Origin of the sequence: Streptosporangium subroseum (genome assembly GCF_900188345.1) — a bacterium.
Lineage (GTDB): Bacteria > Actinomycetota > Actinomycetes > Streptosporangiales > Streptosporangiaceae > Streptosporangium > Streptosporangium subroseum.
This window is the reverse complement of the sequence record NZ_FZOD01000096.1, coordinates 1-21,694: the sequence shown is the minus strand read 5'-3', so window position 1 is coordinate 21,694 and position 21,694 is coordinate 1. Positions and strand designations below refer to the sequence as shown.

At 66.5% G+C, this 21,694-nt stretch carries 21 protein-coding genes and 1 tRNA gene; 14 read left to right on the top strand and 8 right to left on the bottom strand.

Annotated features, from left to right (window positions below; translation table 11 throughout):
- The first annotated feature begins 133 nt into the window (after positions 1-133).
- From tmk to CHC08_RS44720, 9 genes are all read left to right on the top strand, one after another.
- A complete protein-coding gene (tmk, locus tag CHC08_RS44760; protein WP_089213461.1) occupies positions 134-2,197 on the top strand; it encodes a dTMP kinase in 2,064 nt (687 codons plus the stop codon).
- Between the two features lie 20 nt (positions 2,198-2,217).
- Positions 2,218-3,399, top strand: coding sequence for a DNA polymerase III subunit delta' (locus tag CHC08_RS44755; RefSeq protein WP_089213460.1), 1,182 nt, complete (start codon positions 2,218-2,220; stop codon positions 3,397-3,399).
- Positions 3,400-3,918: 519 nt separating this feature from the next.
- Entirely contained in the window at positions 3,919-4,671 is a 753-nt protein-coding gene (locus CHC08_RS44750) for a hypothetical protein (protein WP_143653635.1), read from the top strand.
- On the top strand, positions 4,668-5,822 hold the full coding sequence (locus CHC08_RS44745) for a glycosyltransferase family 4 protein (RefSeq protein ID WP_089213458.1): 1,155 nt from the start codon (positions 4,668-4,670) through the stop codon (positions 5,820-5,822). Before CHC08_RS44750 ends, CHC08_RS44745 begins: the two co-directional genes overlap by 4 nt.
- A gap of 176 nt (positions 5,823-5,998) precedes the next feature.
- Positions 5,999-6,514 carry a sigma-70 family RNA polymerase sigma factor gene (locus CHC08_RS44740; RefSeq protein ID WP_179282593.1) on the top strand — a complete coding sequence of 172 codons (516 nt, stop codon included), beginning with the start codon at positions 5,999-6,001 and terminating at the stop codon, positions 6,512-6,514.
- The gene (locus CHC08_RS44735) at positions 6,511-7,086 is read left to right on the top strand and encodes a permease-like cell division protein FtsX (RefSeq protein ID WP_089213456.1); all 576 of its coding nucleotides are present in this window, start codon (positions 6,511-6,513) and stop codon (positions 7,084-7,086) included. The genes CHC08_RS44740 and CHC08_RS44735 overlap by 4 nt, the downstream gene beginning before the upstream one ends.
- Positions 7,087-7,209: 123 nt before the next feature.
- Positions 7,210-8,067 (top strand): PSP1 domain-containing protein, encoded by an 858-nt coding sequence (locus tag CHC08_RS44730; RefSeq protein WP_420823615.1) that lies wholly within the window; start codon positions 7,210-7,212, stop codon positions 8,065-8,067.
- A 234-nt stretch (positions 8,068-8,301) separates the two neighbouring features.
- Positions 8,302-9,744 carry an alpha/beta hydrolase gene (locus CHC08_RS44725; protein ID WP_179282592.1) on the top strand — a complete coding sequence of 481 codons (1,443 nt, stop codon included), beginning with the start codon at positions 8,302-8,304 and terminating at the stop codon, positions 9,742-9,744.
- Positions 9,745-9,811: 67 nt separating this feature from the next.
- Positions 9,812-9,888 (top strand) — tRNA-Thr (locus CHC08_RS44720).
- Positions 9,889-10,123: 235 nt separating this feature from the next.
- Here CHC08_RS44720 and CHC08_RS44715 read toward each other — a convergent pair.
- The 5 genes from CHC08_RS44715 to ltaE all read right to left on the bottom strand — a co-directional run bounded on the left by CHC08_RS44715 (position 10,124) and on the right by ltaE (position 16,221).
- The gene (locus CHC08_RS44715; RefSeq protein WP_179282591.1) at positions 10,124-11,071 is read right to left on the bottom strand and encodes a tetratricopeptide repeat protein; all 948 of its coding nucleotides are present in this window, start codon (positions 11,069-11,071) and stop codon (positions 10,124-10,126) included.
- 628 nt (positions 11,072-11,699) lie between these two features.
- Positions 11,700-13,589: an adenylyl cyclase gene (locus CHC08_RS44705; protein WP_245878954.1), complete on the bottom strand. Its 1,890-nt coding sequence runs from the start codon at positions 13,587-13,589 to the stop codon at positions 11,700-11,702.
- Positions 13,590-14,039: 450 nt separating this feature from the next.
- Positions 14,040-14,831 (bottom strand): integrase core domain-containing protein, encoded by a 792-nt coding sequence (locus CHC08_RS44700; RefSeq protein ID WP_275937254.1) that lies wholly within the window; start codon positions 14,829-14,831, stop codon positions 14,040-14,042.
- 46 nt (positions 14,832-14,877) lie between these two features.
- On the bottom strand, positions 14,878-15,102 hold the full coding sequence (locus CHC08_RS51045; protein WP_218825796.1) for a hypothetical protein: 225 nt from the start codon (positions 15,100-15,102) through the stop codon (positions 14,878-14,880).
- Positions 15,103-15,216: 114 nt separating this feature from the next.
- A complete protein-coding gene (gene ltaE, locus CHC08_RS44695) occupies positions 15,217-16,221 on the bottom strand; it encodes a low-specificity L-threonine aldolase (protein ID WP_089213453.1) in 1,005 nt (334 codons plus the stop codon).
- 87 nt (positions 16,222-16,308) lie between these two features.
- On the opposite strand from ltaE, the gene CHC08_RS52670 reads away from it, so the two are divergent.
- A complete protein-coding gene (locus CHC08_RS52670; protein WP_179282589.1) occupies positions 16,309-16,479 on the top strand; it encodes a hypothetical protein in 171 nt (56 codons plus the stop codon).
- Between the two features lie 82 nt (positions 16,480-16,561).
- Here the strand turns inward: CHC08_RS52670 and CHC08_RS44690 are convergent, their stop codons facing one another.
- Positions 16,562-17,308, bottom strand: coding sequence for an integrase core domain-containing protein (locus CHC08_RS44690; RefSeq protein WP_218825795.1), 747 nt, complete (start codon positions 17,306-17,308; stop codon positions 16,562-16,564).
- Between the two features lie 6 nt (positions 17,309-17,314).
- The gene (locus CHC08_RS51035; RefSeq protein ID WP_218825794.1) at positions 17,315-17,653 is read right to left on the bottom strand and encodes a hypothetical protein; all 339 of its coding nucleotides are present in this window, start codon (positions 17,651-17,653) and stop codon (positions 17,315-17,317) included.
- Between the two features lie 716 nt (positions 17,654-18,369).
- On the opposite strand from CHC08_RS51035, the gene CHC08_RS44685 reads away from it, so the two are divergent.
- From CHC08_RS44685 to CHC08_RS44675, 3 genes are all read left to right on the top strand, one after another.
- Positions 18,370-18,567, top strand: coding sequence for a DUF397 domain-containing protein (locus CHC08_RS44685; protein ID WP_089213452.1), 198 nt, complete (start codon positions 18,370-18,372; stop codon positions 18,565-18,567).
- Positions 18,568-18,589: 22 nt separating this feature from the next.
- Positions 18,590-18,949 (top strand): DUF397 domain-containing protein, encoded by a 360-nt coding sequence (locus CHC08_RS44680; protein ID WP_089213451.1) that lies wholly within the window; start codon positions 18,590-18,592, stop codon positions 18,947-18,949.
- Between the two features lie 253 nt (positions 18,950-19,202).
- Positions 19,203-19,844 carry a hypothetical protein gene (locus CHC08_RS44675; protein WP_089213450.1) on the top strand — a complete coding sequence of 214 codons (642 nt, stop codon included), beginning with the start codon at positions 19,203-19,205 and terminating at the stop codon, positions 19,842-19,844.
- Positions 19,845-20,005: 161 nt separating this feature from the next.
- On the opposite strand, the gene CHC08_RS44670 is transcribed toward CHC08_RS44675, so the two are convergent.
- On the bottom strand, positions 20,006-20,914 hold the full coding sequence (locus tag CHC08_RS44670) for a VanZ family protein (protein ID WP_179282590.1): 909 nt from the start codon (positions 20,912-20,914) through the stop codon (positions 20,006-20,008).
- Positions 20,915-21,125: 211 nt separating this feature from the next.
- On the opposite strand from CHC08_RS44670, the gene CHC08_RS44665 reads away from it, so the two are divergent.
- Positions 21,126-21,590, top strand: coding sequence for a hypothetical protein (locus CHC08_RS44665; protein ID WP_089213448.1), 465 nt, complete (start codon positions 21,126-21,128; stop codon positions 21,588-21,590).
- The last annotated feature ends 104 nt before the right edge of the window (positions 21,591-21,694 follow it).

Below are 21,694 nucleotides of genomic sequence, written 5' to 3'. Positions count from 1 at the left end.
TGGAGATTGATTTTTCGCAGGCGTGACCTGCGAGGTACAGGCCGGACGTACTACCCTCATGCGACGACAGCCGGGTATATCCGCCTGGCCAGTGTTTTCCCCAGCCCAGCGAGCATCTGGATACGCTGACACTATGACCACCCTCGGCCGGAACACCGCGCGCCGCAAGCCCCCCCACGTGCTGGCCAATGCGCCGTTCCGCAAGCTGTGGACGGCCATGTCGGTGTGCAGCCTCGGAGACTGGCTGAACCTCCTGGCACTGACCGCCCTGGCGGGCAACCTCACCGCCGGTGAGGGCTACAAGTTCCAGAGCCTGGCCATCGGCGGTGTCTTCGTCGCGAAGATGCTCCCGGCCATCGTGCTCGGCCCGCTCGCGGGCGTGTTCGCCGACCGGTTCGACCGGCGGCTGACGATGTTCTTCTGCGACCTTCTGCGCTTCGCGCTGGTGCTGTCGATCCCGTTGATCGGCAGCTACCAGTGGGTGATCATCGCCACATTCCTGGTCGAGTGCGTCAACCTCTTCTGGGTCCCGGCCAAGGACGCCACGGTGCCGAACCTGGTGCCCAAGGAGCGACTGGAGGAGGCCAACCAGCTCAACCTCCTGGTCACGTACGGCACCGCCCCGATCGCCGCGCTGCTGTTCGCGGTGCTGTCGGTCGCCGACGACGCCCTGGCCAACCTGGTCCCGTTCCTCGCCGGGCGTGACACCTATCTCGCCCTGTTCATCAACGCGCTCGCGTACCTCGTCTCGGCCGTCATCATCTTCTCCCTCAAGGACATCCCGAAGAACCACAGGGACGCCGCGGCCTCCACCCCGTCGGTGCTGCGGCAGATCGTCGAGGGCTGGCGGTTCGTCGGAGGCAACCGGCTGATCCGGGGCCTGATCATCGGCATGCTCGGCGCCTTCGCCGCCGGCGGCGCGGTGGTCGGGGTGGCCAAGATCTATGTGGACGCACTGGGCGGCGGGGACGCGGCCTACGGCGTGGTCTTCGGCGCGGTCTTCGTCGGCATGGCGTCCGGCATGTTCTTCGGGATCAAGCTCCTGAAGGAGCTGTCGCGCCGCCGGTTGTTCGGGCTGTCGATCATCGTGGCCGGGCTGGTCCTCGTCGCGATCGCGCTCGTCCACAACCTGGTGATCGTCGTCCTGCTGACCGTGCTGCTCGGGGCGTGCGCGGGGATCGCCTGGATCATCGGCTACACCATGATCGGGCTGGAGGTGGACGACAGCCTGCGGGGCCGTACGTTCTCCTTCCTGCAGTCCCTCGCCCGGGTCACCCTGCTGCTGGTGGTCGCGGTCGCCCCGACGCTCGCGGGCCTGTTCGGCAGGCGCGTGATCATGGTCGGCCGGGAGGCGGTCTACCAGTTCGACGGCTCCAACCTCGTGCTGGTGATCGGCGGGCTGCTCGCGTCGATCGTCGGGATCGTCGCGCTGCTGCAGATGGACGACCGCAAGGGCGTCCCGATCGTCTCCGACCTGATCTCGGCGGTGCGCGGGGAGCGGTTCGCACCCGAGGAGACCGAGCAGGCGCGCGGGATGTTCATCGCGTTCGAGGGCGGTGAGGGGTCGGGGAAGACCACCCAGTCCCGGCTGCTCGCGATCTGGCTGCGCGACCAGGGCTTCGACGTCGTGCAGACCAGGGAGCCCGGCTCGACCAAGGTGGGCATGCGGCTGCGCGCGATCCTGCTGGACGCGGTGCACCAGGGACTGTCCGCGAGGTCCGAGGCGCTGCTGTACGCGGCCGACAGGGCCGAGCACGTGGAGAAGGTCATCCGGCCGGCTCTCTACCGGGGCTCGATGGTGATCTCCGATCGCTACGTGGACTCCTCGCTGGCCTACCAGGGCGCCGGGAGGGCCCTGGACCGGGCGGACGTGGTGAGGATCAACACGTGGGCCACCGGCGGGCTCGTCCCGGACCTCACCGTGCTCATCGACACGCCGCCCTCCATCGGCCTGGCCCGGCTGGGCGGGGCCGCCGACCGGATCGAGGCCGAGCCGCTGGAGTTCCACGAGCGGGTGCGCCGCGAGTTCCGCTCGCTGGCCGCCGCCGAGCCGGATCGCTACGCGGTCATCGACGGAACGCTGCCCCAGGACCAGATCTCCCTGCTCATCCACGACCGGGTCCGTGAGCTCCTGCCCGACCCGGTGCCGCAGGAGTCCGAGGACGTCACCGGGACGATGCCCGCGATCCGCGACTGACACGGCGGTAGGTTAGGCGCGTGGGAGTCTTCGATGACCTTGTGGGGCAGGAGCGGGCTGTCGTAACGCTCCGCCGGGCGGCGGCGGCCGGGGCCGACATGCTGGCCGGTGGGCGCGGGGCGGGGATGACCCACGCGTGGCTGTTCACCGGGCCGCCCGGATCGGGTCGTGAGGAGGCCGCGCGGGCGTTCGCCGCCGCGCTGTTCTGCCCCGACCAGGGATGCGGTCACTGTGACATGTGTCACCAGGTGGCGATCGGCTCCCATCCGGATCTGGAGATCGTCCGGCCACAGGGGCTCTCATACGGGATCAAGGACACCCGCCAGCTCATCCTCCGCGCCGCCGGGGCGCCGACGCTCGGCCGCTGGCGCATCGTGCTGTTCGAAGACGCCGACCGAGCCACCGAGGGCGCCTCCAACGCACTGCTCAAGGCGATCGAGGAGCCGCCGCCGAAGACGGTCTGGCTGCTCTGCTCGCCCTCCCCGGACGACATGATGATCACTATCAGATCCCGCTGCCGGTTGGTCACGCTTGTCACACCGCCCACCGCCGCCGTCGCCCACGTGCTGGCCACGCGGGAGAACGTGCCGCCGGCGATGGCGGAGTTCGCCGCCAGGGCCGCCCAGGGGCACATCGGCAGGGCGCGCAGGCTGGCTCTGGACGAGGAGGTGCGCAAGCGCCGCGACTCGGTGCTCGCCATCCCCAAGTCGCTCACCGGTGTGGGGGCGTGCGTCATGGCCGCCGAGCGACTGGTGAAGACCGCCGAAGAGGAGGCCGCCGCGGTCACCGCGGTGCTGAACGAGTCGGAGATCACCGAGCTGCGCCAGATCTACGGGGAGGGATCCTCGGGCAAGGGGCTCAACAAGGGCCTGATCCGGGGCGGAGCCGGAGCACTCAAGGATCTCGAGGATCGGCAGAAGTCCCGGGCCACCCGGACCAAGCGCGATGTCATCGACTCGGCCCTGCTCGACCTGGTGGCGTTCTACCGCGACGTGCTGGCCGTGCAGCTCGGCGCGCACGTGGAGCTGGCGAACGAGGATCGCCGGGCCGACCTGGACGACCTGGCCCGCTCCTCCACCCCGGAGGACACCCTGCGCAGGATCGACGCGATCATGCGCTGTCGCCGGCGGCTGTCCGCCAACGTCAACCCGCAGATGGCCGTGGAGTCGATGACCATCTCACTGCGTCAGCCCTGGCTCTGACCGAGTCGCGAACGCCTGGCTCCGAAGAAGCGGAGAGGCGCCTTCCGCGCCATTGAGGTCGAGTTTCTCAGCGTCATGTCGGACCCCGAGCCAATCAGTTGAAATTTAAAGTACAGGGTTGCCTTTATAGGCGTGTCAATCGTTGCGCTCTCAGCGATCCCCGGGTGGCTTTCGCCTTTCCGGTGATGCGGGCCGAACAATTGCGCCCGATGTGGCCGTACCTCTCCCTGGGGTTCCGGGGTGATCAAGGGGCTCACCGGCATGTTCGCGTCGTGCGCGTTCCTGGCGGCGATCGCGGGCCGATCGCGCGAGGTTCGGGCGGCGGACCGGAGCCGCATCGGGGATCGAGTGACTCTTATCAACTGATTTCAAGTTGAGTGGAACCATTCCAGGCTAATTCCCCTCAAACTGTCGGTGTGGATCGTTAGAATTCCCAGCGAAAATCGATTCATTCGTTATAAATCGACTTGACAGTGTCCTGCTCCGTGGGGATGAGCAGAGAAGACCGGGGGACTTTTGGTGAGCACTGGAGCGCGTCACGGGATGGCGGCGTCTGAGGTCAGGCGGGCCGTCACCAGTCGCGTGGACAACGACGACATGCTGAGGATCGAGTGGCCGGAACCGGATGACGGAGAGATCATCCTGCGGCACGCGGAGACCGGGCAGGAGCGCGGGACGGCGGACCTCGGCTTGCTGTCCGCCGGTGTCTGGACGGCGTCGCTCGGGGGAGAGCCCGTTGCCACCGACGACCCGGGCTTCTCGCTGGATGGACTGCAGGCCTACGCCCAGACCCCTCGCAGCCGGGAGATCAGGGCGTTTCGGGCACCCGATGGAACGCTCGCCCTGACCGTCCGCGAGGTCGAGCCGTACATCGAGGTGACCGGCGTGGTCGCGGACGACGGCGTGATCGAGATCGAGGGCGTGATCGCGTACGGCGAGCCGATCCATGGACCGGCCAGGCTCGTGGCCGTGGCCAGGAAGGGACCGGAGCCGGTGAGCGGGCCGGCGAGCTTCCTCGGGCGGCGATTCACCGGGAGCGTCCAGATCGCGCCGCTGGCCGAGGCGCAGGTGAGACGGCGAGTCTTCTGGGATCTGTACGCGGAGGTCGCCGATGTGCGGATGCCGCTGGCAGCCCGCCTCGACGACATCACCGACAAGAAGAACAGGGTCCGCTTTCCCGCCCAGCGGGAGGGACGGGTAAGGGTGCGGCCCTACTACACAGAGACCGACAGCCTCGCCGTCGCCCTCAGCATCGAGGAGGAGAGCTCGTGAAGATTTCCTTCCTGATCCTCAACGCCTACGGCATGGGCGGAACGATCCGGGCCACCTTCGACCTCGCCACCAAGATGTCCGAGCGGCACGACGTCGAGGTCATCAGCGTCTTCCAGCACGCCGACCTGCCCTTCCTACGGCTGAGCCCCAAGGTCCGGCTGCGCTCGCTGGTGGACCTGCGGGAGGGCGCCAGGGTCCGCTGGCCGTACACGAAGAGGGCGGAGCGGCTGAGCTCGCAGGAGAGCGCGCTGATCCACCCGGAGGAGCGCGCCTATGCCTCCTTCAGCGCCTGGAGCGACGACGTGCTCAGGCGCGAGCTGCGGAGGCTCCGTACGGACGTCCTGGTCACCACCCGGGCCGGGCTGAACATCATGGCCGCGAGGTTCGCGCGCAAGCGGGTCGTCACGATCGCCCAGGAGCATCTGCACTTCGAGGCCCACCTGCCCGGGATCTTCGAGGAGATCAAGGAGTGGTACCCGAAACTGGACGCGGTGGTCACGCTCACCGAGGCCGACGCGCAGGACTACCGGACGATGCTCGGCCAGGCGCCGACGCGCGTGTTCACCATCGGCAACGGGCTGCCCGGCGGGCCGCGTCCCCGCTCCAGGCAGGAGAACCGGGTCGTGCTGGCCGCGGGGCGGCTGGTGCCGGTCAAGGGGTACGACCGGCTGCTGAAGGCGTTCGCCCAGGTGGTCAGGGAACGCCCGGACTGGAAGCTGCGGATCTACGGCGAGGGCCGGGTCAGCGACAAGCTGATCAAACTGGCCGTCAAGCTGCGGCTGCACAACAACGTCACGTTCATGGGCCCGACCAGTGACATCGAGGGCGAGCTCGCCAAGGCCTCGATCCACGCGGTCAGCTCCCGGTTCGAGGGCTTCGGCATGACCATCATCGAGGCGTTCGCGTGCGGGGTGCCGGTGGTCAGCTTCGACTGTCCCCGGGGGCCACGGGAGATCATCACCCCGGGGTACGACGGACTGCTGATCCCTCCGGACGACGTGGACGCCCTGGCCGGCGGGCTGCTCCAGATGATCGAGGACGAGGAGGGCCGCCGCCTGATGGCCGCGAACGCCCTCCAGACGGCCATGGGCTACGACATCTCCATGATCGCGGACCGCTGGGAGAAGTCCTTCGCCGAGCTCGGACGCTGACGCCTGGGACGCATGGGTGAACTCCCGTGTTGGAGCGGTCCGCATGGTGGGCGGAGCCGTGCCCGAGCGTGCGCGCTGGGATCGTTGGTGGGGCGGAGCCGTGCCCGGGTGGAACTCGCGCGTTGAGTGAAGCAGCAAACGGCTCCGCTCGGCGTCTCTGTGATGTGGAAGTCGAACTGCTCTCCCACGGAGAGCCCCTGACCAGGGACCGCGTCGACGTTGCGACGCTGTTCGCCGAACATCATCTCGGGCTGGTACGGCTGGCGCTGCTCATGGTGGGTGACCAGGCCACGGCCGAGGACGTCGTTCAGGAGGCGTTCGCCCGTACCCATGCGGGCCGGCGCCGCCTGCGGGATCCCGAGCGCACGCTGACCTACATCCGCTCGGCGGTGCTCAACGGTTCTCGTTCCGTGTTGCGCCGCCGGGCGGTGGCGTTCCGGCGGGCCGTGCCGTACGAGCCGTCCGTCTGGTCCGCCGAGCATGCGGCGCTGCTCGGTGAGGAGCGCCGCGAGGTGCTCCTCGCCCTGCGCGCGCTGCCGAGGCGACAGCGGGAGGCGCTGACGCTGCGCTACTACCTCGACCTGTCCGACCTGGAGATCGCCGAAACCATGGGGGTCGGCGCCAGCACGGCCCGGTCCACCATCGCGCGCGGGCTGGCCGCCCTCGCCCGAGTGCTTGGAGAGGAATCATGACCGCCACCGAGAGCCGCCTGCGCGAGTCCCTGTCCGCCGCCGCCGCGACCACCGTCAATGTCCGCCCGCTGACCCTTCCGATCCGCCGCAGGTTCCGGATCCCGATGCTGCTGGCCGCCGGCGCGGTCACGATGGCCGCTGTCGGGGTCGGGTTCGTGTGGGCGGGTCAGTTGGACCCCCGGACGACCACCGCCGTCCAGGCGCCACCGACGCCCCGGTTCCAGCCCCAAATGTTGATCTCGGTCTTCCTGTGCAAGGAGCACGACGCGTTCCCGCAGTGCAAGGGCCGTAAGGCCGACAAGGTGAAGATCGCCGATGCGCTGTGGAGCCGGCCGGACGTGGAGTGGCTCGGTTTTGAGAGCACGGCGAAGTCCTACCAGAACTTCAGAGAACAGAACAAGGACAACAGCGCCATTCTCACCACGATCAAGGTCAAGGACATGCCGGAGGTGTTCCGGGTCGTGCCGGAGCAGGACGCCGACTGGGACGCGCTCATCAACGCCGCCATGGCGCTGCCCGGCGTCTCCAACGTGATCGACCAGAGGTGCGTGATGGACAAGGGGAAGTGCTGAAGCAGCGAAGAGAAGGGGCGTGCACTCCTCGGGACCGTGCAGGAGACCATCGGTGGGACACCGCTTATCCGTGGGTAGGAAGCGTAGGGTGATCCGCAGGCCGTCCCCCAGCTTTGGAGCCACATGAGCATGATCATGGCGGTGAGCTTCACCCGCTACGGCAGGCTGTACTACCTCGATCCCGGCGAGCACAGTCCCAAGGTCGGCGACAAGGTGCTCGTGCCGACCGAGGCGGGGCCGGAGGTGGCCGAGTGTGTGTGGGCGCCGCAGTGGACGAGCGAGGAGGTCGGCGGGCTGCCCGTGTGCGCCGGCATCGCGGGCGAGGAGCACCTGACCCGCGACGAGGGCAACAAGCGGCTGCGCGCGGAGGCCCGTAGCGTCTCCAAACGCCTGATCAAGCGGCACACGCTGCCCATGAAGGTCGTCGGCGTCGACTACATGGACGACGACAACGTCTACACGGTCTATTTCTCCGCTCCTCACCGCGTCGACTTCCGTGCCCTCGTCCGCGACCTGGCCCGCAACCTGCGTGCCCGGGTGGAGCTGCGCCAGATCGGCCCCCGCGACGAGGCGCGCCTCCAGGGCGGCATCGGCCCGTGCGGCCGTGACCTGTGCTGCGCGACCTTTCTCAAGGACTTCGAGCCCGTCTCCGTGCGCATGGCCAAGGACCAGGATCTGCCGGTCAACCCGCTGCGCATCGCGGGGGCGTGCGGGCGGCTGATGTGCTGTCTGAAGTATGAGCACCCGCTCTACATCGACGCGCACAACAGGATGCCTCGCGTCGGGCTGAAGGTGGACACCCCCGAGGGCGCGGGAACCGTGGTGGGACGCAACGTCCCCTCCGACTCCGTCGTGGTCCGGCTGGACGACGGCGGACGTCGTTGCGCGTGCCCTTCCGCCTCGGTCTGCTCCCCCCGCAAGCAGCACGACACGATGTACGGCGACGCGGTGGCGGTCGCCGAGGGCGGCCCCGAGCAGTAGCCGTCGCCGGTGGCCGTGTGTCTGCCGGGCGGACGCGCCCGGTGACAGATTCTCGGTCATGGCCCCGGCGACGTACGGATTCCCGCCTCTGCGATGATCTCGCCGGAAATGTGCGTGGGCGCAAGCGTAGGATGTCACCGATATGCGATTGGTCACTCACTCTGCGCGCCCGAGCTTCCGTGCCGGATGGTTGTGCGGCCTGACTTACGGAGCGGACAAAGCGTGAGATTTCGTATGGCTGCCGCATTTGCGGCGGTGGTTCTGCTCGCGAGCGCCTGCACCGGAACCACGGGCAAAGAGGCGGCGCTCGACTGGTCGGACTGCGGTGACGGTTTCGAGTGCGCGAAGCTCGCGGTCCCGCTCGATCATGAAAAGCCCACCGGTGAGAAGATCGGGATCAGCGTGATCCGGCTCCCGGCCTCGGGCGACAGGATCGGTTCGATCCTCATCAACCCCGGCGGGCCGGGCTCCTCCGGGATCCAGTACGCCCGTGGTGCGACCTCGGCGCTGAGCAAGGCCGTACGGGCACGGTTCGACGTGATCGGATTCGATCCACGCGGGGTCGGAGACTCCTCACCCGTCCGGTGTCTGTCGACGAATGATCTGGACAGCTACGTCGGCCTCGACGGCACGCCCGACTCGCCCGACGAGGTCGCCATTCTGGAGGAGAGCTCGCGGCGGTTCGCCTCCGGGTGCCAGGCCCGTTCGGGTGACCTCCTCGCGCACATCGGCACGGCCGACGCCGCCCGGGACATGGATCTGCTGCGCGCCGCTCTCGGGGACCCGCGCCTCACCTATCTCGGCAAGTCGTACGGCACGCAGCTGGGTGCCGTCTACGCCGACCTCTTCCCCGACCACGTCCGCGCCCTGGTCCTGGACGGCGCGGTGGACCCCTCGCTTCCCCCGCTGGAACTGAACGCCGCTCAGGCGCGCGGTTTCGAGGTCGCGCTCGACGCGTTCCTCGAAAACTGTTTCACGGCCGACGACTGCCCCTTCGAGGGCTCGATCACCTCCGCCCGCGCGGAGATCACCAAGCTGCTCCGCCATACGGACACGACTCCCCTGGCCAACGCGATGAACGACGGCCGTCCGGTCGGCGAGGGCTGGACCGCACTCGGCCTGCTCACCCCGCTCTACGACCGGCAGGCCTGGCCGATCCTCCGCCAGGCGCTCGGCCAGGCCCTGAAGGGCGACGGGACCACGCTCCTGCGCATGGCAGACCTGTTGGTCGACCGCCAGGAGGACGGCGGATACACCAACCAGACCGAGGCCAACATGGCCATCAACTGTGTCGATTCCACCTATCCCCGTGATCCGGAGGCCTTCGCCGCGGCGGCTCGCAAGGCGGTCAAGGACGCCCCGCTGTTCGGCTCGTACGTCATGTGGGGCTCGCTGCCCTGCGCGTACTGGCCGGTCAGGGCAGGAGCCAAGGAGAAGATCGACGCGCCGGGGGCCCCACCCATCATGGTCGTCGGCACCAAACGTGATCCGGCCACGCCGTACGAATGGTCCAAGGCTCTTGCCTCCGAACTTTCCTCGGGTGTCCTGGTCGGTTTCGACGGCGACGGCCACACCGCTTACCTGAGCGGTTCCCCGTGCGTGGACAGGCTGGTGGACGAGTACCTGATCGATCTGGCGGTTCCCAAGGACGGAACCAGCTGTCCCAAGATCGGCTGATTCCAAGGCGCGTAGAGCGCCCCGGAACCTGTAGACTGCCGTAGGCCATGTGAAACCTGCGTGGCACGCCGCCTTAGCTCAGTCGGCCAGAGCACTTCACTCGTAATGAAGGGGTCTGGGGTTCGATTCCCCAAGGCGGCTCCAGGTCAAAGGCCCTCACCGGGTTCCGGTGGGGGCCTTTTGCTAACACCTTTGCTAACAGCCTTGTGGGTCCGGCGCTTCTCCCAGGACAGAGTGAGTATCGGAGAAATGATCGATCCTCAGCACATATCAGTCAGACGATCAACCGTGTGGCGGCTGTCGGTAGCCCTAGAAGTTCTAGACCGTCTTGCTCAGTATCAGAGACCGCCGAGGGCAACCCTGTCAGGGCGATGACCCGTCAACGTGTTCCTTCGTCGCCGTCAATGGTGCTGCGCAGCCATTCCATGACAGCTAAGGACCACTCCAGTTCTTTCTGATGTACAACTGGGCGAATCTCGGCCAGGCGGTGGCGGATGGCCCCGGTGATGGTTTCCAGCGCCTCCTCCTGCCGCCCTACCTGCCCTAGCCGTATCGAGAGGTTGTTCAGGCTCGCGGCGAGGTCAAGTAGGAAGGTGTCGGGTTGGGTCTCGGTTAGGTGGCGGTAGGCCTGGATGGCTTCGGTGATGGCTTCTAGTGCCTTCTCTCGCCGCCCCAGATCCCCAAACCGAATCGAGAGATTGTTCAGGCTCATGGCGAGGCCAGGCAGGTTGGAGCGTCGGCGGTGGTTGTCGACTAGGCAAGCGGTCAGTTGGACGGCCCAGTCAGCCAGAGCATGACTGGTGCGCGGGGGTTGATTACCCCATTCTTGCAAGGTTTTGGTGTTGATGTCCGGGCTGGACAGCACGCGGTGCAGGGCTGCCAGTAGGGGCTGAGGGGCTTCGACTTGGGTGGCGGTCCGGATCGCTGGCTTGGCCAGCACGTTCGCATGCCGCACGCACAACTCGATCAGGGCCGCATCCAGGCGGTGGGTGAAGACCGGGTGGGCGACGGCGCGCGTGTACATCGTCAGCAGCCTGATGGCTTGGGCAGGGTCGGCGGCCAGAGTGAGCTGGTCAGCCAGGCCAGGGGTGGTGTGCAGATGGCGGCCGAGGAAGCGTTCGGCGAGCCGATCGGGTTGTAGGTCGCCCCAGGGTAGGTCTTGCGTCGGCGGTGGGTACAGGTCGGCGATCCAGGCGCGGACGCTGGCGCGGCGATCGGTGGACTGGTCGGCCAGGCCCGGCACTCGGGCCAGCAGCGCGACGGCTTGCTCGCGGTCGTCGGCACCCCAGCCGATCGCAGCGGCCGGCGCGTCGGTAAGGGTGGTCACCCCAGGACGCATTCTCCCGAGCCGGTCGCAGCACCAGGAGGCGGATAGACCGCACGGTGCGCGGACGTCCTCGCCGCCGGGGTGCGCAGGCCGTGGCGTGACGGCGCCGTAGTAGATCACGATGCCGGCGCATAATGGTGTCCGGGCCCACCAGCAACGTGAGGTGTCGAAGCTTGCCCATCGGCACGTGGTGAAGGAGCCCTAGGAGGAGGAACCGGTCATCCGGCGTGAACGCAGGCGCGGCCACCTGCCGCCGCAACACCGTCAGCTGATGCCGTAGCACCAGAATCTCGATCTCTTTGTCATGATCGCTCCTGGGCGGCAACCGGATGAACGCGAGGATGTTCGTTACCGTGAGGTAGGCCAGGCGCAGCAGCACGACAGATCATCATGCCGTTCTGGTGTAGCTCTCACAGCTCCCGGACGGGAGCACGTGATCGCCCATTACGCCTGCAACCTGCACGGATGAATTTTCGCCACCCGCAGAGTTCGCAGCCGCTCCCCCTGCCGGTGTTCGCTGTCGGGATCGTTGGGCGGCATGGAGAAGATGCCCTGTATTTGAGGAACCGGCGCACAAAGATTGCCCGGTCTGGTGCCGACCAGACCGGGCAGTCATCTGTGTGGTGCTCTACGGGGTCGGGTAGTCCACTACATACACCGGAGACCCGGTTCTGGTCGTGTCGGCAGGTGCGCCCACACCGTTGACGACGTGGTCGAGTGTTCCGGCGCCGAGGTTGGCGGTCATGATGTGGTGCAGCTTGACGCCCGGGGTCTGGGGCACCTCGAAGCCGTTCTCGGTGTGGATGGCCGGGTTGTTCTGGTTGAAGACGTAGGAGCCGCCGCCGTAGAGGGTGTGCGTCTTCACGCCGTCGCCGACCTTGTAGGCAGCCCAGCCCTTGATGTCGCCGTTCATCCAGTCGGCCTGGGTCGGCGGGTCGTACGGCAGCTCGTTCTGGTACAGGATCGTGGTGCCGTCGTCGCCGTTCCAGATGGTGTTGTACTGCTGGAAGTGCTCGACGAACAGGCCCGTGGCCGTCACGTGGTCGCCGTTGATGATGACGCCGTTGCGGCCGACGTTGGTGTTCCAGCGTTCGGTGTTGGTGAAGCCCTCCACCCCGTGGTCGGCACGCCAGACCCAGGTGTGATCGATGAGCACGTTGTCGCTGTTGACCTCGAGCGCGATGTCGGCCTTGCCGACGTGCGGTCCACCGACGCGGAAGTACACGTCAGACAGGGTCGTCGGGTCCTCCGCCGAATCCCGGTGGTTGTTGCCGTGCTCCTTGCCCACCCGCAGCAGAACGGGTGACTTCTCGAGCCCTGCGTCGACTGTGACGCCGGCGATGACAACGCCGGGGACGTCGGCGACCTCGAGCGGGGTCGAGCCGTCGACGGCGGTCAGCGTCGCGTGTCCGAGCCCGAGGACCACCGTGTCGGCACGCTTGACCTTGATGCTCTGCGCGATGCCGTACACGCCGGGCGTGAGCAGCAGGTTCTTGCCGCGCGACAGCGCGTTGTTGATGGCCTGCACCGAGTCCGACGGGGTCGCGACGAAGAAGTCGTCGATCGGGACCGTGCGGCCCGGCGTGATGCCGTTGGCCCATGAGACGCCACGAGTGTTCTTCTGGGCGGCGGGCACGCGGACGTTGTACGTGCCGTCCGTGTCGACGAACAGGTACGGCTTCTCTCGGCTCACCGGAGTGGTGTCGAGCGTCGTGTAGGGCGGGTTCGGGAAGCCGGTTTCCGCCGGAGCGCCGACGACACCCGAGAAGACCTGGTTCCACACGCCGTTGGACCAGCCGGCGACCTCGGTGTTGCGGGTGAGCCACTGCTGCTGCGATCCGTTGGTGACGGACGGCAGTTTGGAGTCGGCGATGTAGCCTCCGCTGGCGAACTGCGGACCGGCGGTGCAGTAGTCCATCAGCGACAGGTTGCCACCGCTGATGTTGAGGCGGCGCATGGACACGGCCTGGGAGACGGCCCAGAAGTCGGCCGATGCCCGGCAGCCGTCCTGGCCGGCCGCATTGATCTTGATCGACAGATTGGACAGGGTCCGCCAGAAGGTGTCGAGCGCGAGGCAGTTGCTCGTGCCGCCGCCCTCCAGGCAGCGGTTGTAGACCTCGACCTTGCCATTGATGACAACGTCGGTGGGTGATGCACCCAGGCCGGCGATCTCGGTGTAGTAGCCGACCTTGATCTGGAGCGGTTTCTGCGCGGTGCCGTACGTGCCGGGCGCGAAGAGATAGGCGTGGCGCGTCGTGCCCATCTCATTGTCGACCTGCGCGGCGTTCGCCGCGTCGAGGGTCGCCTGGATCTCGCTGACCGGCATGCTCGGATCGAAGACGGTGACGTTCGTCCCGAGGTCCGACGTGCCGGGGGCCGGCGAGTCGGCGACTGCGGCCGTTCCGGTCGCCATGACAGAAGTCGCCAGCACGACGCCGAGCGCGAAGGCCCGGCCAAGTCGGCGGCGGGTGGGGCGCTGGGACGGGTGACCCGCACTGCCAGGAGGCAGGGTCATCATAAAAATCGTCCTTTCCGCTTGGGGCGCGGAGCTAGGTGGATAGAAAGATTTGATGGCCGGCATGAGGACGGTGGCACATGGGGCGCGCTTCTAGGGATGCGAAAGCGCTCTCTCATGCCGGGATGGCTGACGAATTGTCACCGATCCGCCTCCTCAGGGGACGCCGGCTGGACACCGTGGGCAGCCGAGGGGGCTCCCTAATTTCCCGACTTGTAGCAAGTCATGCACTGCTGGGATGTTTCTACTGTGTGAACCGGTCCATGCGCTACGTTCGCGCGGCCCGAGATTCTTACGGATTGCGAACGTCCATAAGGTCCAGCCGGGCACGGAAAGCCGCCGCCGCAGGTGGTGGCGGACAGGAGAGATCGCCAAGGCGGTGTAGGGGCGTGAAGGGTGTCAAAAGTCAGCCCAAGGCATTGACCTGCACCTCCATGACTGGCGCGGCCGTCGTTAGCCAGCTCGCTCGTACTCGTTGATCAGCCCGCCGAGGACTTGACGGTGCTCGATCCGGCCGACCGGAAGCGGCATCACACCGGGATCGTCCATGGGAGCTCGAAGGCCCAGCGAGCGATGCGGCCTGTGCCGGTTGTAATGATCGGCATACTCATCCAACACAGTACAGAGGTGCCGCTCGTTAAAGATCAGCATCCGATCGGTGCATTCCGAACGCGCGGTACGCACCCATCGCTCGGCGAACGCGTTCGCACGAGGCGCCCGCGGCGGGATCTTCATCACCTGTATGTCGTGGCCCGCGAACACCTCATCGAAGCCTTCAGTGAACTTCGCGTCCCGATCCCTGACCAGAAACCGGAATGCGCCGACCCGCTCCTGCACATCCACGAGAAGGTTACGGGCTTGCCGGGTGACCCACCCACCATCGGGGTGGGCGGTCACGCCGAGTACGTGCACAAATCGGGTGCCGACCTCCACCACGAAGAAGACGTACAAGCGGCGCAGCGTGACGGTGTCCACCGTGAAGAAATCACAGGCCGGCGTGCTGGCGACGTGTGCGCGGAGGAAATCGCGCCAGCGGTCGTCGGCACGCCGTGGCGCCGGGCCCAGTCGCGCTCGTTTCAGGACTCGGCGGATCGTCGCAGCGCTCACGCGATGGCCCAGGTGCTGGAGTTCGCCTCGGATGCGTTCATACCCCCAGCGCGGGTTCTCCCGCGCCAGTTTCTGGATCAACGCCACGATGACCGGATCGATGGGAGGCCGTCCCTCCCATGATTCGGGTAAGTCCATTGGCGGGCGATCAGACGCCGATGCCAGCGCAACAGCGTCCCTGGGGTCACCAACCGGTGGGCACGCAGCACCGCCGGCAGTCCCCGGGCCAGCGCGGACAGGACCGCCGATCCACCCACGACAGCCGCGGACGACCCGCCTGGCGCCGCAGCACGGCTACCTCGTGCCGCAGCACGAGGATCTCCATAGTCTTGGACGCGTCCCTACGAGCGAGCAGCGTCAGCCAGCCGACGATCCGGCAGAAGATCATATAGATGAGACGCAGCGCCACGATCCCCGAGCATGCCCGATCCCGGCCACTGCTTCGGCCAAGGCAGTCGGGTCATCTCCGCAGCTCACAGCCGTGAACGGAGTATTGACACCCTTCGCGCGTCGTTCGCGGCGCTTATTTCGCGAAATACGCTTTCACCGCCGATACGAACATATCGATGTCCGCCTGCTTGACGTCCATGTGCGTGACGAAGCGCGATGCGTACAGCATCTGCGTGAGAATGCCGCACTCTTTCAGCGATGCTTCGAGCGCCGCGCAATGCGCCTGCGGAAACTGCGCGAACACCATGTTGGTCGCTTGCGATTGCACGCGGACCTCGTCGATTTCCGCGAGCCCGCGTGCGAGATGCTCGGCGTTCGCGTGGTCTTCCGCGAGGCGATCGACGTTGTGTTCGAGCGCGTACAAGCATGCCGCCGCAAGCAGGCCAGACTGCCGCATGCCCCCGCCCAGCATCTTGCGCCAGCGGCGCGCGCTCTCGAGCAAGGCGTTGCTGCCGACCAGCACCGAACCGACAGGCGCCCCCAAACCCTTCGAGAAGCAGATCGAGATCGAATCGAACGGTGCGCAAAGCGCGGCAATCGATTGATCCGACGCGACGGCCGCATTGCAAACGCGCGCGCCGTCGAGATGCGTCGCGAGACCGCGGCTCTTCGCCAGCGCGACCGCTTCGGCAACGTACCCGTTCAGCAGCACCTTTCCGCCGATCGTATTTTCGAGCGCGAGCAAGCGCGTGCGTGCGAAGTGATCGTCGATCGGCTTGATCGCGGCGGCGATCTTATCGAGCGGCAGCGAACCGTCCGAGGCGTTTTCGATCGGCTGCGGCTGAATGCTGCCGAGCACGGCCGCGCCGCCGCCTTCGTACTTGTACGTGTGCGCCAGTTGGCCGACGATGTATTCGTCGCCGCGGCCGCAATGCGCCATCAACGCGGCGAGGTTGCTCTGCGTGCCGCTCGGAAAGAATAGACCCGCTTCCTTGCCGGCGCGCTCCGCGACGGTTGCTTGCAGGCGCAGGACGGTCGGGTCGTCGCCCCAGACGTCGTCACCGACTTCGGCGGCCACCATCGACGCCAGCATCGCCTGACTCGGACGGGTAACGGTATCGCTGCGCAAATCGATCATGTCGGTGCCTTCCTGTGAATAACGTCAACGGCCCACAGCAGCTCGAGCGCTCGTGCGGGCCAGATGACGGGGTCACAGGAGTGTATTGTGATCCGACAATACGCATTTAAGTGGGTCAAACCTGGTCAAGTAACCCTGAATGCATCGACCAATTGTGGGGAGTTCGCCAGATACGTGCTGGACAGCATCCTGGACGCCGACGACGCCGACCACCTCCGGCTGCGCAAGCTCGTGTCGCGCACGTTCACCGCGCGTTGAGTCTCCGAGTTACGGCCACGAGTGGAGGAGGTCACCGAGGACCTCCTCGACAGTGCGGGTGCCGATTAATCATCCGGGCAGCTCAAGCCGCATGTTGGTAATCCCGGAGGACGCCGCTGAGTCGATCATGTCGACGGATGTCGAGGCGGGTGTTCCCGGTTGGGACGGTGCTGGGATCGGGGAGCGATCGGAGCGGAGCGGCCTGTCCGAGAGTTCGGTGTGGCCGGTGTTCGTTGTAGAACGTCTCGAACTCGCGCAGCGCGTGTAGAAGGTGGTGCTGGTTCCAGATCAGGGTGCGGTCTAACAGCTCGCGTCGGCAGGTCTGGATCCAACGTTCCATGATCGAGTTCATCCGGGGTATTCGGATACCGGTCTTGATGACCTGTATTCCGGCATCGGCCAGCACGGCGTCGAAGGTCGCGGTGAACTTGGAGTCGCGGTCGCGGATGAGGAACCTGGCCTGGCTGCCTGCCTCCTCCAAATCCATGACGAGGTTGCGTCCGAGTTGGATGACCCATGGCCCAATCGGGTGCGCGGTGGCGCCGAGGATGTGGAGGCGGCGGGTGGCGTGTTCGATGACGGCGAAAACGTAGAGCCGTGCCCCGGTCAGCGTGCGGACCTCGAAGAAGTCGTAGGCCAGCAGCGCGCCGGCCTGGTCGCGCAGGAAGTCGGCCCAGGTGGTGTGCGCACGTTCGGGAGACGGGGCGACGCCGTGATCTTTCAGGATCTCCCAGACGGTGGAGGCGACGACCTTGATACCGAGCCCGGCCAACTCGCCGTGGATACGCCGGTAGCCCGACGAGGGGTTCTCCCGGGCCAGTCGCAGCACCAGGGCTTAGATGGACCGGACGGTGCGCGGGCGTCCTCGCCGCCTGGGTGCGCAAGCCGCGGCGTGACGGCGTCTCAGCAGGTCACGGTGCCAGCGCAGGATGGTGTCCGGGCGGGCCGGCAACGTGAGGTGCCGGAGCTTGTCCATCGGCAGATGGTGGAGCAGCCCTGAGAGTAGAAACCGGTCATCGGGCGTGAACACGGGCTTGGCCACCTGCCGCTGCAAGACCGTCAACTGATGCCGTAGCGCCAGGATCTCAAGCTCCTTGTCACGCTCGCTCAACGGCAGCAGCCGCATGAACGAGAACGTGTTCGTCACAGCGAGATAGGCCAAGCGCAGCAGCACGATAGATCATCATGCCGTTCTGGCGCAGCCCTCGCGACTCCCACGACGGAGCACGTGATCACCTATGGGCACTACGACCTGCACGGATGAATTTTCGGCACCCGCAGTCCAACTAAAGCACGACCTCAACCGGGCCAAGGAGAAACGACGTCGGCGGGCAACCACCACCGATTTTCAGCCCGGAACGGGCATCACCGCAGGGATATCAGGGACTAAAGCGGGTGCCGCAGGTTCGAATCCTGTCGGAGTACTTCCTTGACCTTGCGATTTGCCGTCTGACCTGCACTAAAGGTAGGCATGGCGCAATCCTCATGACCGCAAGACGACCACGGCAGGCGGCTTACGCCCATGTCAACCAAAATCGTCCGTGCACTCCCTTTTTTAGCGGGGAGGACTCACTCTGTGTTTAGGCCGCGTAGGTCTAGGGAGGAAATGATCTTCTTGTGGCCTGCAGCATCTTCAGAGTGCTTCGAGCTGACGCTGGCCGATAGCCGCGTTGGGCAGGTGCTGGCCACGCAGCTCCTCATGCTCCTTCCTGACCTTCGGCCAGAGCCGCTTCCGGCTGGCTTGAACCTCTTCCTCCCCTAAGCCCGTATCGATACACAGAGCCCCTTCTGCGTACCGCCACGACTCAACTCTCCGTGAGCGGTGGTGCGGTTCTTCCCCAAGGATGCCGTTCGCGGGGAGGTATGCCGCTACAACCGAAAGGATCAGCAGTGGACCTGAACGATGCCCGGTGGCGCAAGAGCAGCCGCAGCAACGGCAACGGCGGTGAATGCGTCGAGGTCGCCACCAACCTCCTCGGCGTCGTCGCCGTGCGCGACAGCAAGAACCCGGCGGGATCCGCGCTGTTGTTCGCCCCCGAGGTATGGGCCGACTTCCTGACCCGGATCAAGACCGACTCCGCCGTCTGAGCTACGAGAGGACTCCCCAGCAATGAGCAGCCTGTCTACCGCCGGGTGGCACAAGAGCGGGCGCAGCACCAACGGAGGGGACTGTGCCGAGGTGACCATTGTTCCGGCCGATGACCCATCCGTGGCGCAGCACAAGGCCGCCTCGGGCGGGAAGGAGTTGTACGTCCTGCGGGATTCCAAGGACCCTGACGGCCCGAAGCTGTACTTCACCGATGCGGAGTGGAAGGCATTCGTCGGGGGCGTGAAAGACGGCGAGTTCGACGTCCCGCCTTCGGCCGGCATCCCCAACGGTGACGATGCTTCCGAGCCGAGCGGCGCCCCCTTCCCCGAGGAGGACGGTGATCCTCAAGGTGCGCAGCGTTCTGAGGTGACCGCTGCCTAGGCTCCTCGTGCGATAGCGCCCGCCGAGGGAGACACCCTCGGCGGGTTCTTTCTGAAAGCCCGGTGGTGGGCTATCGCCCAGGCGCCACAAGACGTGATCACGGCTGATGGGCAGGCGCTGCGACGACCACTGGAACGGAAGTCGTCTGGAAGGGCCTCCGTCGTATCGATCAAGGTTTCAGCGGCTGCGATGTGTGGCCGCCCCATTGGCGCTCATTGATCGTTTCGGTCGTGGAACTCTAGAATGCTGTTCTATGCCCCCCGTGATGTTAGGCGGCCTCGCCGCCGCTCTTCTGCTGGCCTCCACCGCTCCCGCCATGGCCGCAGCCCCCGTCAAGCCTCCTACTTCGGCCCAACTGCGCGCTGCCCTCATCACTCCCGAGGACCTGGGCGATGAATACACCCCCAACCCGAAGCGCAACCGCGAGGCGCTGGACTCTAAAACGGCCCGCACAAAAAAGTGCGTGAAGGTTATCAAGGCACTGAAACCCCTCCTCGGAAGTAAGGCGGCGGTCTTCATCGACGAAGAGGGCAAGCCGTCGGGGGTCAAGCAGTTCGCCATAAGCGGCACCCCCGCCCAGATGGCCCGTTGGCAGACGGTGGGCAAGGTCATGGTTCGTGACTGCATCAGGGGCAACACGAGCGCCGACGGCGTTGGGGGGAGGATCACCAAGCTCTCCATCGGCAAGCTCGGGGACTGGGTATACGGGATCAGGTACAGCGAGACGGTCCCCGAGGCGAAAATCAGCCCGATCCACGCGATGGACGTTGTGCTCATCAGAGTCAAGAACACCGTCACGCTGCTGGTGAGCGACGGTTTTTTTGCGACGTTCGACCCCGGCCTCAGCAAGCGGGCCGCGAGGGTGGCAGTGCCAAAACTGCGGGACGCCCAGTAAACGGTCTCGAAATAAGGGAGGCCGTTACGTAGCGGATTCGCCGTATTCGTGACTGGAGCCCTTTGCGTCAAACTCAAGTGGGCCACAGCCAGACCATGCCGTCACGGACATGCTCCAGCGATGGGGATCCTGGCTCTTCCCTCGCGCCGTGGAGATCTGGCCTAAGGGGGAGGTTGGGTCATGGGGAAACCAGGCGTGGTTTCGGGCCGGAGGTCCGGGCGGGTGCGGTGGGCATCGTGTGGAAGGCCGGGAAAACGATCGCCTCGCCCGCCGGGCCGTCCTGAACTGGCCGGTCTCTTTCCATGGCCGCGTGAGTCCGTGACGGTCAGCCCGGAGACCAGCCCGAACAGCCCCCGGTGTGGTCGCGGCAGGGCGAGCACCAGGCAGACCGGCAACAGCAGGTTGGCCAACCCGCCCGCCGCCGGGACGAAGGGGGCGAGCCCGACGAGAAGGCAGTAGCCGAAACCTCCGAACAGCAGCGCGGGGACGATTCGAGTGCCGGGCCGGGCGCCGTCCGGGCGGGTCCGGCGCAGCCGTACGGCATGCTGGCCCAGCGTGGCGCCGTCCGCGCCAAGCGAGGGGAGAGCGAGCAGGAGCACCGCGGGCAGCCAGGGGTTCAGTGCGGAGTTCGCCAGGGCGCCCCACGGCTGTTCTGCCACCCGGACACCGAGGCCGTATTGGACGATCAGGTCGAGGGCGGTGGCGAGGACTCCGCCGAGCAGGAAGACCGCGACGAGGTCCACCAGCATCCCCAGCAGCCGTCGCCCGGCGGTGAGCGGACGGGCGGCGTTCGCGGGGAGGGCGGCATGCCGTCGGTAGACCAGGTGCAGCAGCGGCGCGAACAGAACGCCGACCGCCGCGCCGAGACCGTTCGCGAGCAGGTCGTCCACGTCGAACAGGCGGTAGGGGCACGGGAACAGGAACCAGTTCCCGGTGGCCTGGGTGACCTCGATCAGCAGCGACGCCACAGCCCCCGCCAGCACCGTGGTGACCGCGCCGAGCCGGAAGTAGCGGCGGACGTACGCGCCGAGCGGGACGAACAGCGCCACGTTGAATGCGACCTGCTGCACCGCCGGATTCGCCAACAGCCCTCGTCCGAACGCGACAAGGCCCGTTTGTGTGTCGTAGTGCACGCTCGGCCCTATGTGTGTGTTTGTACGCAGAACGGGACGTTGTGCCTGCCTAATGTCAGTGCTGTCCGGAGCGCAGCACTGAAAAAGCGCACCGGGCGCAAGGCACACAGGTTCTCCTCCGAGCACCCTCACTCAAAGGAAATCCCCCATGCGTAAGCTTCGCAGTGTTCTTGTCGGCACCGCCCTGGCGGGCGCTCTGGCGGCCGGCATCGCCGCCGCCCCCGCCCAGGCCGCCACCGCCACCACCGCCGGTACGGCCTCAGTCGCCCAGGCCCAGTACACCAAGCACTGGTTCTCCGGCTACTCCAGCTTCGGCCGCGGCGAATCCCGTGGCGACCGCTCCGACTACAAGGGCTACTGGTACCACTCCAACGGCCGCTACTACTTCGACTTCAACACCTACGACCGCGACCGCGACCGCCAGAACACCTACATCGACTTCTACTACCACGACGACAACGGCTGGCACAACCGCCGCTTCTCCACCGGCGGCCACCGCGAGTGGAAGTTCAGCTTCAGCGACAAGAACGGCTTCGACGGCTTCCGCGCCCGCATCGGCGAAGGCCGCTCCGGCGCCTTCGACTGGGGCAACTACTACCGTCATTCCTTCTAAAACACCCCGGTGACGCGGCCACGTCTCCGACGCGTGGCCGCGTCCTGACCCAAGAACGGCTCCGGCCGGCAGAGACGATCAGCGGTCCAGCTGACACCTCTGCC